Source organism: Raoultibacter phocaeensis (genome assembly GCF_901411515.1).
GTDB classification, from domain to species: domain Bacteria; phylum Actinomycetota; class Coriobacteriia; order Coriobacteriales; family Eggerthellaceae; genus Raoultibacter; species Raoultibacter phocaeensis.
In genome coordinates this window covers 1,004,963-1,017,970 of the sequence record NZ_CABDUX010000002.1, presented here as the reverse complement: position 1 = coordinate 1,017,970, position 13,008 = coordinate 1,004,963, and the positions used below count along the sequence as shown (strand labels likewise).

Sequence of the window (13,008 nt, the reverse complement as noted above, 5' to 3'; positions counted from 1 at the left end):
GATGCCGCAGAAAGTTCGGACAATCGTGAACCGCACAGTACCGAAGTGCTACTAAGATACAACGAAACGAAATCGATGACACGGAAAGCGGCGTGAATGACCGAGTACGAAGAAGGGGAGCGGCAAGCGCGTAGTGCGCTTGCACGTATCGCGACCGGCGACGAGTGCGCCCTTGAAGAGCTGTACCGCGCATACGGCCAAGCCGTGTTCGCATTCGTCGTCTCCCGTATGTCCGATCGGGAAGCGGCCGAAGAGGTGGCGGCCGATACATGGCTCGGGTGCTGGAGGTCGGCTCAGGCGTTTCGTGGCGAGAGCCGTGTGCTTACCTGGCTGCTCGGCATTGCGAAGCGGCAAGTGTATGCGAGCACCCGCCGTAAGCGTTTGCCGATCACGCGGTTCGATGCATGTGCGGAAGAGCGCATCGACGACGCCGAAGGCCCCGAAAGTCTCGCGCTTGCGGGCGCAGGGGTCGAGGTCATCTTGGGGGCACTCGATGCGCTCCCTGATGAGCTTGCGGAAACGGTGCGCCTTGCCTGGCTGCACGAACTTCCCTATGCCGACATCGCAGCCGTAACCGACGTACCCGTAGGGACCGTGAAATCGCGTGTTTCCCGCGCACGACGCATGGTGCAGGAATCGCTGGAAGGAAAGCTATGAGTAGAGAATACCACAGGGACCCAAACGGGTTCGGACTCGGCGCCGCCTCTTTGCCGCCGCAGTACAGGCAGCGCGAAAGCGATGCCGCAGCGCTTTGCCGTGCTTTGCTCAGCCAGGAAGCGGCGCGCGCAGAAGGCGCTCCGGCATTCAACGTCATCGCGGCGCGCATCGAAAAGCATCCCTCGCCGCTTACCGTCGCGTCCTGGCCGCCCGCAAAAAGCGTGCGTATCGCAGGTGCACTTGCCTTGTCGCAGCTGCGCATCGTCCCCCATGCGGTGCTCGCGGCGGCGCTTGTCATGGCAGCGCTCGCCGTATGTGCGGCGTATCTTGCAAGCGCTTCGTTTGTGGGCATCGATCCGACGTGGTTGTTCTCGATGCTCCTCCTCGCAGGAGCCGCCCTCACCGTATCGCTTGCGCTTTCGGCCGAACGATCCGATTCGGTAGCGCTCGCCATGCCGGTCGGCCCCCAAGCGGTGGTGCTTGCACGGCTTGCAGCTGTGCTGTGCATTGATGCGATAGCCGGCGTCGGAAGCTGCAGCATTGCCGCCCTTCTGGGATTGCCGCCCGATCCTGCGGGCATCGTTTCCTTATGGCTCGGGCCGCTCGCTGTCGTTTCGGGCGCATCCGCATTTGTTGCCGTATGGACGGGCTCGGCCTGGGCGGGCTCGATCGTCGGCATTGCCTGCGCACCGCTTGTCGCTCCCGTTGCGCAAGCTATCTCTGGCTTGGAAGCTTTTCCGCTCGCCGTCGCCGTACAGGGGGTGCTTGGACCTGCGGGTATCGCGATTCTGGGCTTGGCGCTGCTCGCCGCCACGGTTTGCACGGCCCGAAAGGCGCTGACCAAGCGAATGCAGACGGCATGATCGATGCGTACGCGAACCGCAACGGACTTGCATGCTACTAACCTACACGAGCTGGAATGCTATCCGCTGATTGTAAGGAGTGCGAATGAACGCTGTTGGTAAGAGGGTTGCTCGGCTGCGGCTGAAGGCTGCTGCGCAGATCATCGGAGCGCAGATGCACCGAGTCGGTTTTGTCGCCGTGGCGATTCCCCTTGTCGTCGCCTCGATAATCGGATTCGGGGGGATGCTTGCGGCGCGCCTCGCGGGAGCGCAGATGGCCGAGGTGGTCATGATGCTGCTCGTCCAGCTGTATCCCGTGTCGGTGGGGGCGTGCGCCGTTGCGGCGCTCGGCGAAGATGAGCTTATCGAACTGCAGGAATCAATGCCGGTCGGGTTTCGCACGGTGCAGCTTGCTCGCCTTGGCATCGTCGTACTGGGCGGCGCGGCAGGTGCGCTTATCGTATACGCGCCGCTTCATGCGGTGGGCATCTTTCCGAACGACGTCGGCCCGCTCAGCGTGCTTACGCCTGCCGGGGGTGCCGTTGTCGTTACACTCGTCGCATACGCAGCCGTATCGGTTGCGGGGTCGGTACGCACGGCGACCATGGCCGTCATCGCCGTCTTGGTGTGCCTGACGCTCTTTTGGGATTGGCAGGTGCCTGATCCTGTTACCCAGCGGCAAGGGCCGCTGCTCATCGCAGGTGCGGCGGCCGGTATCTCCTGGGTCCTATCCGGGCGCTCCGAAAAGCTGTTGGCAAGAGCAGGGGGCGTGCAATGAGCTTTCTTCGACTCGCGCGGGTTCATGCACGCAGAGCGCGCCGCCAATCGGCGCTCTGGGTTGTATCGATCCTGCTTACACTCATTGCTCTCGGCATCGCGCTGATCGCGGCTCCCGACCTTGCATCGCCTCGCGGAACCCAGGTCGATCTGGCGTTTCTCGGCCAGATGCTCGGGTTGGTACCGGCGATAGCCTATGCGGCGGCTTGTACCGACCTCGCTTCCGCACCCGCTCGCCTCGGTATTATGGAAGTTGAGGATTCCACACCCGTTTCTCCCGCTAAGCTCTTGGCGGCTCGGGTGGCGGGCATGCTCTCGGTTGTGCTCTGGCCTTCCGCCGCTGTGCTTATCGTGTGCGGCATCATGCAGGCGGGCGGCTTCGCTTCGGTAGCGGTCGCGCTCTCGGTGTTCTTGGTTATCGTTGTGCCTCTCGCGTTTCTTGCGACGGCGCTCTCGGCGTTCATCGGCGCGCTTCTGCCCCAGGCGCTCGCACGCATAATCGCGGTTGCCGTCTGGTGCGCGGTCGTGTGCTTCACCACCTTTGCTCCCATGCCCGTTGGGAAAAGCAAATCGAAAATGGGTGTAGTGACCGATGCCATCTGCCAAGGCTTCTACGGCTGCCAACCCGTTATCGATCTCGACGTGATGGGTGGCACGGTTTACACGCCTCTCGATGCCGTGTTTCTGTTCGGCTTGAGGATCGCCCTCGCTTTGGTGCTCATTGCAGCTGCCGCGTTCGTATCCAGGAAGAGAAATTTCAGGCGTGGCTAGGCGCGCCCCGAACGAAAGGACCTCCATGTTCGTATCCATTGAACGCCTCGGAAAAGACTTCCCGAAAAAACCTAACGCCCTCGATGGGCTGACGATCGACTTGCCTTCGGGCATGGTCGGGCTCGTCGGGCCGAACGGGGCGGGGAAGACTACGCTTATGCGTATCGTCTGCGGCATCGTGCGGCCGACGCGCGGGCGCGTGCTCGTCGACGGCTGCAACATCGCCGACGCAGGCAATCGCCGCCGCCTCAAGAAAACCCTCGGCTATCTTCCGCAGGATATCGAACCCTATCCCAATCTTACGCCGCTCGAGTTTCTTGACTACGTGGGTGTGCTCAAAGGCATGGACGATACGCGCGAACGGAAGAGGCAGGCGGCCGAGCTTATCGAGCGCGTAGGGCTTTCAGATGTTCGCACGCGGCGCATCGGCGGGTTTTCGGGTGGCATGCGACGGCGCGTAGGCATCGCGCAGGCGTTGATGGGCGATCCCCGTTTGCTCGTTGTCGACGAGCCGACTGCGGGGCTCGACCCCGAAGAGCGCGTTCGCTTCCGCACGCTTCTCGCCACGCTCGGGGGAGAGCGTACGGTCATCCTATCCACCCATATCCTCGACGACGTGGCGCAAACCTGCCCGTACGTATGCGTCCTGCGTGCGGGGCATCTGCAATACGACGGAGCCACCTGCGGCCTCATCGACGGAGCGCGCGGCCGAACGTGGCTTACCGCACCCCAGATGCTCCCGCCCGACAACGCGATTGTCGTAAACGCGGTAAGCGATGCGTATGGAACGCGCTACCGTGTGATCGCCGATGTGCGGCCCGCCGATGCCGAGCCGGTTGAGCCCACGCTTGAAGACGGCTATATGGCGCTTTCGGCAAGCGGCGGGATGGGCTGTTAGCAGATAGTCCTTGCCTTTCGTGCTATATAGCGCTACTATATACTCGTAGCTAGCGATACTAGGTACCGAAGAGATCGAACAACACGTAGGGTAGGGCGTCGTGGAAAACCTAACTGAAATGCTGAAAGGCGTTCTCGAGGGCTGCGTTCTCGAGATCATCAGCCGTGAAGAGACGTACGGATACGAAATAACCCGACAATTGAACCTTCTCGGGTTTACCGACGTGGTTGAAGGTACGGTGTATACCATTTTGCTCAGACTTGAAAAAGCGGAGCTCGTGCAAAGTGAGAAGAAGACCTCGACAATGGGCCCGCCCCGCAAATTCTACACCCTTACCAAAACGGGCCGAGAACAGCTCGATCTTTTCTGGCAGAAATGGGAGTTCGTTTCCTCGAAACTCAGCGAATTGAAAGGAGCCTGACAATGGCTGATCCTGTTGCGTATTTCAAACGAGTGGCGCAAGAAAAGCGCGAATACCGCGAAGCCATGGAACGCGTGCGTGCGCTTCCCGAAGAATACCGGTTCGTCTACGACAAAATCCAGCACTACCTATGGAACCATGTTGCAGGCGATGGTATGGATATGACGGTTGTTCTCACCGATCTAGTCGATTTGTTCGAAGTCGGCGCGGCGGACGGTAAAGACGTCCTTGAAGTCACCGGTGAGGATGTTGCTGCATTCTGCGACGAGCTGCTCAAAAGTACGAAAACATACCAAAGCACGAAACAGGACGCACTCAACCGTTCGATCAAGAAGAAGCTGGGATAAAGCAGGAGATGAGCAGACGCTCAGGGGAACCGATTTTTCCTTACAATTCGCACCACAGCATGTACAGCGGAAAACGCACGTCGGGGCACCGTTTCCTGGTGCCCCGACGTCAATCCTCTGTCAATCCTATGAGAAGATCGCTACTTTCAGCTTGTCGATCTTATCGCCGAGTTCTTCGAGCGTGCCGTAGTATATGCACCCGGCCTGGCAATGCTGAACGCACGAGGGCAGCTTGCCGTCCATCTGGCGCAACGCACAATGGTCGCAGCGCTCGGTGGGGACGGGTACGAACTCGTACTGCCAGCGGCGATCGGTAATCTTGTCGGGACCGATCTGGGTCAGCTTGATACCGAAATGATCGGGGTCGAGGCCGTGTTCCTGCTGGCAGGCTATTTCGCAGGTATGGCACCCGGTGCAGTAATCGTAATCGATAGCGAGATATTTCCGCATGATGCTACTCCTCTATCTTGCTGATAGCGCACAGCTGTGACTTATACGACGCGCCGAGGCCCGATTTGCCCGGACGCATGGGAATGAGGCGGTTGATGTTCGACTCCATGACGCCGAACAGGGTGCCGTCGCCTGGATCGCGCTCGGGGAACCACCATGCATGGTCTGCGGCAACGGTGTCTTCGCGCAAACGGACGCTCAGTTCGGCTTTCTGCTTGCATTCGCCGAACTGGTTCTCGATCTTAACCCAATCGCCGTCCTCGATGCCGTATTTCGCGGCGGTGTCGGGATGGATGAGTACCGTGGGATCGGGGTGCAGGCGGCGCATCGAGGGGCTCTGACGATGCTCCGAGTGGAAGAATCCCCAGTGACGGGCGCCGGTGGTCAGCACGAGCGGATACTTTTCCGCAAGCTCGGGTGCGGAAACCGGGCTCTCGGGCGGCTCTTCGTAGGTGGGGAAGGGCGGGAACCCGAAGTACACCATTTCGCGGCTGTAGAAGTTGTAACGGCCCGTCGAGGTATTGAACCCGGGCTGTCCATCGGGGCGCAAAAGCCCTTTCTTGTGCTTCTCGTACTCGAACTCGGGGAAGGCCCAGGAACGCTCTTGCAAGGTTTTATACGTGAAGCCCGAGTTGCGCAGGCAGAAGTCGTAAAACTCCTCTTCGGTCTGCCACTTCTCCATACCTTCGCCGCGGCCGAACTTCTTGCCGATTTCGTACATGATGACCTGGTCGGGCTTTACTTCGCCCAAAGGCTCGATAGCCTGGTTGATGGAACCCAAGAGATAGGGCTGGTGGCCGTAGATGCCCATGCGCTCAGCGAAGGTCGCAGCGGGCAGCAGGACATCGGCGCAGGCGAGGGCCGTGGGGGTGAGGAACAGGTCGACCACGACGTTGAAGTCCATGTTCTCCTGCAGCGCCTTGATGATACGCTGCGGTGCGGCACCCATGCAGGCAAGCGCGTTGTTCTGCATCATCCACATCGCCTTGATGGGGTACGGCTCGCCCGTCTCCATGGCCACGAGCAGATCATCGGGGCTGATGGCTTGCATCGCCTTGTTTGCAGGCCATTCGCCGCAGATCTTCTTGTCCTGATTGGGCAGGTCAGCCGTGCACAACGTCCAGTCGTCGCCCGCCGACCACGTCACGTTGACGTCGAAGGCGAACGGTGCATCCACCATACCGCCCGGGTTCTCGAAGTTTCCGGTGAGCGCCATGAGGTCGTAGGCGGCCATGCCGGTAACGAAGCCCTCGGAGGTATGGTCCATGGCGACGCCCCACTGCAAGCAGCAGTTCTCGGACTTGCCGATCTTCACGGCGGCTTCCTTTATGAGCTCGGCATCGACGCCGCAGATCTCGGCGGCCCATTCGGGCGTGTAGGGCTTCAAATGCTCTGCGAACTCGTCGTATCCGTAGCACCAGCAGTCGCAGAATTCCTGATCCTGCAAGTTGTTCTCGATGATGTGGTTGCAGAGCGCCATCGCGAGCGCAGTATCGGTGCCGGGGCGCAGCTGCAGGAACACCTCGGACTTGCCTGCGAGCCACGTGAGCTTCGGATCGATGGTGATGAGCTTTGATCCGCGCTTCATGGACTCGACCACCCAATGGCCGAGTGTGCCGTCAGAGTTGGCAACGACGGGATTGTTTCCCCAGATGAGAATGTACTCGGGTGCTTTCCATCGCGGATCTTCGTAGCGCAAAGGGGAGTACTGGGAGTAATCGGCGATGAACAGGCCGCCCGATTTCAGCGCGGTGCTGAAGCGACGCGGCGCGTAGCAGGCAATTCCCGAAAGAAATCCCGTGCCGTAGTTGGGCGTACCCAGATAGCGGGCCATGAGCGGGCCGTACCCGTTGATATCGCGGCCGGTTCCCTGGGTGACCCAGATGGATTCGGCGCCGTACGTGTCGATGACCTTGCCCATTTCCTCAAGGATGATCTCGGTTGCCTCGTCCCAAGTGATCCGCTTGAACGCATCTTTGCCGCGATCTTCGCGCGCGCGCTTCATGGGGTAGAGCAAGCGGTCGGGATGGTAGAGCATCTCCTTGAACGCAAGGCATCTGGGGCAGAGCCTTCCCTGATTATAGGGGTTTTCCGGATCACCCTCGATCTTCTCGAGCTTTCCATCCTTCACGTAGAGCAGGACACCGCAATTGTCGTGGCACCCCGGGCCCGATCGGGCGCTGCTTCGGATGACCTCGTACTCGCCTTCGTGCCACCTCCACTTGCGACCCTCGGGATTGTCGGCCGTTTTCGGTTCGGACATATCTCCTCCTCTTGCATTTGACGACATCCATCGATAAGTCAATTATACGGACGTCTCGAACAAGGCCTTTATAGGGATATACGATTGCCAATCGCGAAAGTAGATCACCGATTGCGCTTGTGCCGGGAGTCAGCCTTAACCTATATAGTATGATAAAATGAGGAATAGAATCCACAAAAATTTGATTTTTAGTACAAACGCGGATTATAATGGATGAAACTAACGAAACGGTGGTGTCGATATGGCATGGATTGAGAGAAATCAGTACTTGGATTGGCTGGTTGAATGGAAGGACAAGCGAGTTATCAAGGTAGTGTCCGGCGTGCGACGTTGCGGAAAGTCAACCCTGTTTACTATTTTCTGCGAGCATATAATGAAAAGTGGAGTGGAGCGAAACCAGATCATAGACCTCAATTTCGAGAGTTTGGACTATGAGCACCTTACCAATTACAGAGTGCTTTATGATTACGTCAATGCACGTCTCGACCCTGACAGAATGAACTACATATTCTTGGATGAGATTCAACATGTAGAACATTTTGAGAAAGCGGTCGACAGCTTGTTCATCAAGGAGAACGTGGACGTGTACGTTACAGGTTCGAACGCCTACTTCATGTCGGGCGAGCTTGCGACGTTGCTTTCAGGCCGATACGTCGAGCTGAAGATGCTCCCGCTCTCATTTAAAGAGTTCTGCACTGCGGAAAACAATAAAGGGATTCCACGCAACCGCCTCTTCAGCCAGTATATCGAGAAAGGGTCGTTTCCTTTCATATCGGACTTTCAGTTGGATGAACAACAAACTAAGGCCTACCTACGCGATTTGTACAACACGATTCTGCTCAATGATGTGGTGGCCAGAATAAAGGTTACCGATGTGCCGACGCTCGAGAACGTTTCTAAGTTTCTACTTCATAATATCGGAAGTAAGGTGTCATTGCGAAAAATTGCCGACACGTTGAAATCAAACGGACAGAGTGTGGATGTGAAAACTGTGGGCAAGTACCTCAAAGGACTGACGGAAAGTTTGGTACTGTATTCAGCTCCTCGTTACAATGTGAGGGGCAGGCAGCTTCTGTCCACACACGGTAAATACTACGCGGTCGATATAGGACTTCGTAATGCCCTTGTGAAGGGACAAGCAAGTGATATCGGACATGTTCTGGAGAACGTTGTTTACCTCGAACTTTTACGCCGTGGATATGATGTATACGTAGGGGATTTAGACAATGGAGAAGTAGACTTTGTGGCCATAAAGTCAAATGATACGCTTTATTTCCAAGTAGCTGCCACGACGCTTGAGGAATCGACGCTTAAACGAGAATTAGCACCGTTTCGCAGAATTACGGACAACTATCCCAAAATGCTGCTCACTCTGGATGAGCTATTCGGCACCGCGGACTACGGAGGCATTCAGAAAAAGAACGTTCTCGATTGGCTGCTGGATTGATTCTAAAGGATTCTGGGCAAGGAAGAGACTTTAGTGTTCGTGATTAGATCTAATCTTGACCGACACCCATACACCGGTACACCAAGCAACCCGCTAACCCGTACACGCTTCGTTAGCTTTACATAAGCCGCATTATCAATAAAACGGTTGCAAATTATTCGGTTAGGACAGGTCTGAACTGCAAGAGCACAATCGGTGCATTATCAATAAAACCCGAGATGAGATTGCAGAGCGCTAAGAAACTGATGAAAGGAAGCATCATGTTGACCAGCGCTAACGTAGATTTCATTTCGTACATGCAGGATACTTTCGAGGGCCGCGACAAAAAGGATATCGCTTACCAGAAAGTCACTTTTTTGCATGAAACCGACGATAAACCCATTACGCTTTCGGCCCTCATGGAACTCGATTTCTCGCAGTATCATCGGTACCAGCCCGTTACCGTCACCATCAATCTTTGGATGGACAATAACGGTTATCTAAAGGGCAAGATCGTCGGTTGCGAAGCTTAGGCGGCTTCTCATGGCTTCGTCTAAAATCGATCTGCTCAACCAGCTCCGCGAGTTCTGCCGTTACATGGATTATGTAAGGCCTTATCGAAAATTCAACGATCCGATTGATGTTCGGGTTGCGATTTTCGATATTAGAGGCGAACTTACTTATCATTACTATTTTCGAGGCGTTCCGTACAGTTTAGAGCCTGTAGATTCGCGTCAGGTTTTCTTTGATCGGTCGTTGCGGGTTCAAGTCGATGCGCTCAGTAAGTTTGATTCGGCACTCTCCTGCTCAGATGTACAAATGTTCGATTTTTATGATGATCCCTCCGATGGTAGATTGCATGTTTCGCGCGTCTACAGATCAGGGGGTTACCGATGATAGAGAACGTCGAATTGCAGGAGCTGTACAGCCTCATCGCCGACGTTTGCAACGGCTACAACAAGACCCATGAAACTCAGGTCAGCTACGTCGATTTTACCGCCGCCCTCCCCGACGAGGATTACAGCGGCGCGGTCGTATGCCGCGAGTACCCGAAAAATATAATCGATTACCATTACCGCGATCTTCGGGACGATGATTTCGACTGGGAGGCTTACGCCGACTATACGGCCTACAGGCGGCGCATCGATGCCATCCGCTCCGATTGGGTCAGGCGCTCACAGCGCGCCCACCGCGAGGGCACCATGTCCCTCTGCTACTGGCTCGACTATCCGTATTTCGCAAAGGGGCGTGATTACATTGATTGAGCAGTTGGAGCTTACCGACATGGAGCGTAACGAGATTGAGGGTATTTATCATAATCTTATTGAATTCGTGTCTCTGCATAACGTTGGGACTGGCATGCGGGTTGCTAGCGTTGAGTTTGAGTTGGTGAATGGCTGCGGGAAATACGTTAGAGGCTGTCTCGTTGATCGCGAACGCGATAATTGGGATGGTGATTAGCTGTGGCTATCGGTTCGGAATCGGGCGAGCATTCGGAGCTTGGCGACGCTGTTTCAGGGATCGAAAATGCTGCTGAAGAAGTTGCTTTTCAAGTTGTTTCGTTGGATGCAGAGCAATTTGCTCAGATCACTGCTCAGCTTGATTTTTTGAACACTGGCGTTGTATGCGTTTTTTCCGTCGTTGCCGTTATTCTCGGTGCTGTACTTGTCAGATACTTTTTCGAAAAGGTGCGTTAGATGGACACTTTCGCTGCGGTTTTCAATTTGGATTACTTTAATTTTCTTTTGGGGATGCTGCCGACTCTGGTTTTCGCGGGTATGCTGCTCCCCTTTGCTCCATGGGCTTGCGGGATGGTCTGGCTTGTTTTCCGCAAGATCGTGCAAGGTAGATAGGCTTTTTCGCGAAAAGCGATTATATAAAACTATTTTAGGAAGGAAGAACAATGGAAGCAATGGTTACCGCCCTTACCACGGGAATTACTGGCATCGCGACTGAATGTCTGTCCGCGCTCGGCACCATCGTGCCTGCTGCTCTGCCTATTGCTGGTGGCATCATCGTCATCACGCTTGGCATCGGCGTTTTCAAGCGCATGGCTCGTTAGCGGCGCTTGTCGGATTGGCCCCTGTTTCGGTGCGGCTGCGGCGTGTGGGGTTTTGGGGCCCCGCTCGCCGCCGCTGCACCGATTCGGGGGCTTTCCGCATCTGCCCGCTATGGGCTTTCGCTCGTATATAATGGAGGTTATTGAAATGGATTGGCTTTTTCTCTTGCTATCGTTGATCGGTTTTGCTGTCAACGTTGTTACCGCTGTAGCGGTTTATATTGTCATGATTTTTGCGTTGTCTTATCTATCCGATCATGAGGGGTTGCTACCCTTCAAAATCGGGCCTAGGCTTGTTAGTTTTCTGCCTGTATGCGTGGCCCTCTCCATTCTTTTCTGAGGGGGTTGCGATGCTTCGGCCCGTCGTTTCGGTTTTACTTTCGATTGCGCTTGTAATATCATCGGTAACGTCAGCATTTGCCGATGGGAGCGATGATGGAAACAACGCAGAAACGCAAGAGGCGGTTGATTCCCCGCTGGTTGAAGGTGCTGTTGATAACGATAGCGGTTCTGTTTCTGGTGTCGATTCTTTTGAAGCTGATTCTTTCGATGGTGATCAATCTGAAAGCGACTTCCTTGCTGCTAGCCCTTTAGCGGTTTTGTCTGGTTATCGGGCTACTAAGTATTCTGTTACTTATGGTAGCTATGTTTATAACTTTACAATGGGTGATGCTAGCAGGGGTTGCCTAGTAAACTCGTCTGATATAAAACTACCCATTGTTTCATGGCGATCTAATTTAGCTTCGCCATCTTCCAATATTGCTGAGGGTGTATATTCGTCAAGTTCAAGCACCGAATTTACCGTACTGAATAGCAGCGGTCGCTTTACTAGTGTTCCATCAATAGATGAAGCTGTTGATTTACGCGCATCTAATAGTTTATGGCAAAGGCACTCAGGGCATTTCAATATCGATAAGCAAAATTATTCTACTACTATTTTTGAATCGTCTTGCACTTGGCATTTTTATCGTGGTAGTAATGCGGAAACCGCCATGCTTATTGCCAGCTGGTCGGATGGTCGCATGACCGTTCATAACGGTGCCGTGCTTGACGGCGAGGAGGTTGTAGGTCCTGGCGGCGGGGCCACTGATAGGCCGTCTGGCGGCTGGACTGGCGGCGGTGGCTCGGGCGGTTGGACTGGCGATGGTTCCGATTCGTCTGATTTCAGTGATGTTCTATCTCTCCTGCAATGGGTTTTCAGTATGCATGGGCGATCTGGTCCGTTTAGCTATATGGTTTCCGTGCTTGACTTGATCAATAGCAATCTTGTCGTTGCAAACAGTAATTTCGGTGCGTATATACCCGCTATCTATGATTATCTTTTCGCGTTGGGGGGTAAGATTGATAGTGTTGTGGCTGCTGTTAACGGTATCGAGATACCTGATGGCGGCGGTTCTGGAGGGGAGATTGTTTTTCCTGATATTCCCGATTACTCGGGTCAGTTGTCGAGCATTGAAACGCTTTTGACGTTGCTTCTCGCTCAAGCTACTATCAGTGACGTTGCCGACGCCGTGATAGGCGATCTCGATATGCCCGCTTTGGGTGATTCGATTAGCGAGCTTGCGGGCCTCATGCGCAATAAGCTGCCGTTCTGCGTGTTGTTCGATCTTGTTTCCATTTTCACGCTGTTCGATATGCCTTCCGAGGCTCCGCAGTTTGATTTCGAGGTTCCGAATGGTTTTAACGGCGATACCGAGAAGTATCATATTGATTTATCTCCTTTCAACGATCTCGCCGTAGCGTCTCGTGGGCTGATGCTGATCTTGTTCATCGTGGGTCTCATATGGGCTACCAAGAATTTCATGTTCGGAGGTAAGGAATGATTGCCGAAGTTATTGAGTTCATCGGCACGACGCTTTTCAGCGTTCTTGGGTTGATTGTCTCGTTTTTTCCTGATTCTTGGGTTCCTGACAATCTCGTTCTCGTTACAGACAACGAGATAATGAATGTCGGCCTCGGCATGTTGAATTGGCTTGTGCCTATTCCTTCGATAATTGATGTAGCAATGTCGTATGCGGGTGCTATGTTGCTGCTTGCGGCTGTCCAATGGTTCCGCTCGTCTTTTCTTGGCAAGCTTACCAAAGATGATTAGGAGGA

General features: G+C 54.9%; 18 protein-coding genes. 16 read left to right on the top strand and 2 right to left on the bottom strand.

Annotated features, from left to right (window positions below):
- The first annotated feature begins 96 nt into the window (after positions 1–96).
- The 7 genes from FJE54_RS12150 to FJE54_RS12120 all read left to right on the top strand — a co-directional run bounded on the left by FJE54_RS12150 (position 97) and on the right by FJE54_RS12120 (position 4,713).
- The gene (locus tag FJE54_RS12150; RefSeq protein WP_139653030.1) at positions 97–657 is read left to right on the top strand and encodes an RNA polymerase sigma factor; all 561 of its coding nucleotides are present in this window, start codon (positions 97–99) and stop codon (positions 655–657) included.
- On the top strand, positions 654–1,520 hold the full coding sequence (locus FJE54_RS12145) for a hypothetical protein (RefSeq protein WP_139653029.1): 867 nt from the start codon (positions 654–656) through the stop codon (positions 1,518–1,520). Before FJE54_RS12150 ends, FJE54_RS12145 begins: the two co-directional genes overlap by 4 nt.
- Before the next feature lie 85 nt (positions 1,521–1,605).
- Entirely contained in the window at positions 1,606–2,277 is a 672-nt protein-coding gene (locus tag FJE54_RS12140) for a hypothetical protein (RefSeq protein ID WP_139653028.1), read from the top strand.
- Positions 2,274–3,047 (top strand): hypothetical protein, encoded by a 774-nt coding sequence (locus FJE54_RS12135; protein ID WP_139653027.1) that lies wholly within the window; start codon positions 2,274–2,276, stop codon positions 3,045–3,047. Before FJE54_RS12140 ends, FJE54_RS12135 begins: the two co-directional genes overlap by 4 nt.
- 25 nt (positions 3,048–3,072) lie before the next feature.
- On the top strand, positions 3,073–3,945 hold the full coding sequence (locus FJE54_RS12130) for an ABC transporter ATP-binding protein (protein WP_139653026.1): 873 nt from the start codon (positions 3,073–3,075) through the stop codon (positions 3,943–3,945).
- Between the two features lie 100 nt (positions 3,946–4,045).
- The gene (locus tag FJE54_RS12125; RefSeq protein WP_139653025.1) at positions 4,046–4,366 is read left to right on the top strand and encodes a PadR family transcriptional regulator; all 321 of its coding nucleotides are present in this window, start codon (positions 4,046–4,048) and stop codon (positions 4,364–4,366) included.
- A gap of 2 nt (positions 4,367–4,368) precedes the next feature.
- Positions 4,369–4,713, top strand: coding sequence for a DUF1048 domain-containing protein (locus tag FJE54_RS12120; RefSeq protein WP_139653024.1), 345 nt, complete (start codon positions 4,369–4,371; stop codon positions 4,711–4,713).
- 126 nt (positions 4,714–4,839) lie between these two features.
- Here FJE54_RS12120 and FJE54_RS12115 read toward each other — a convergent pair whose 3' ends face one another.
- Complete coding sequence (locus FJE54_RS12115) at positions 4,840–5,163, bottom strand: 4Fe-4S binding protein (RefSeq protein ID WP_139653023.1); 324 nt, start codon at positions 5,161–5,163, stop codon at positions 4,840–4,842.
- A gap of 4 nt (positions 5,164–5,167) precedes the next feature.
- Positions 5,168–7,426, bottom strand: a complete 2,259-nt coding sequence (locus FJE54_RS12110) for a molybdopterin-containing oxidoreductase family protein (protein WP_180326724.1) — start codon at positions 7,424–7,426, stop codon at positions 5,168–5,170.
- 241 nt (positions 7,427–7,667) lie between these two features.
- On the opposite strand from FJE54_RS12110, the gene FJE54_RS12105 reads away from it, so the two are divergent.
- The 9 genes from FJE54_RS12105 to FJE54_RS12075 all read left to right on the top strand — a co-directional run bounded on the left by FJE54_RS12105 (position 7,668) and on the right by FJE54_RS12075 (position 13,003).
- Complete coding sequence (locus FJE54_RS12105; protein WP_139653021.1) at positions 7,668–8,873, top strand: ATP-binding protein; 1,206 nt, start codon at positions 7,668–7,670, stop codon at positions 8,871–8,873.
- 260 nt (positions 8,874–9,133) lie between these two features.
- Positions 9,134–9,385, top strand: a complete 252-nt coding sequence (locus FJE54_RS12100) for a hypothetical protein (protein WP_139653020.1) — start codon at positions 9,134–9,136, stop codon at positions 9,383–9,385.
- Between the two features lie 10 nt (positions 9,386–9,395).
- The gene (locus FJE54_RS12095; protein ID WP_139653019.1) at positions 9,396–9,749 is read left to right on the top strand and encodes a hypothetical protein; all 354 of its coding nucleotides are present in this window, start codon (positions 9,396–9,398) and stop codon (positions 9,747–9,749) included.
- A complete protein-coding gene (locus FJE54_RS12090; RefSeq protein WP_139653018.1) occupies positions 9,746–10,117 on the top strand; it encodes a hypothetical protein in 372 nt (123 codons plus the stop codon). The genes FJE54_RS12095 and FJE54_RS12090 overlap by 4 nt, the downstream gene beginning before the upstream one ends.
- A gap of 198 nt (positions 10,118–10,315) precedes the next feature.
- A complete protein-coding gene (locus FJE54_RS12085) occupies positions 10,316–10,549 on the top strand; it encodes a hypothetical protein (protein WP_139653017.1) in 234 nt (77 codons plus the stop codon).
- Entirely contained in the window at positions 10,550–10,705 is a 156-nt protein-coding gene (locus FJE54_RS16080; protein WP_180326723.1) for a hypothetical protein, read from the top strand.
- A 50-nt stretch (positions 10,706–10,755) separates the two neighbouring features.
- On the top strand, positions 10,756–10,914 hold the full coding sequence (locus FJE54_RS16075) for a hypothetical protein (protein WP_180326722.1): 159 nt from the start codon (positions 10,756–10,758) through the stop codon (positions 10,912–10,914).
- A gap of 347 nt (positions 10,915–11,261) precedes the next feature.
- Positions 11,262–12,734: a hypothetical protein gene (locus FJE54_RS12080; RefSeq protein ID WP_139653016.1), complete on the top strand. Its 1,473-nt coding sequence runs from the start codon at positions 11,262–11,264 to the stop codon at positions 12,732–12,734.
- Positions 12,731–13,003 carry a hypothetical protein gene (locus tag FJE54_RS12075; protein WP_139653015.1) on the top strand — a complete coding sequence of 91 codons (273 nt, stop codon included), beginning with the start codon at positions 12,731–12,733 and terminating at the stop codon, positions 13,001–13,003. Before FJE54_RS12080 ends, FJE54_RS12075 begins: the two co-directional genes overlap by 4 nt.
- Positions 13,004–13,008: the final 5 nt, after the last annotated feature.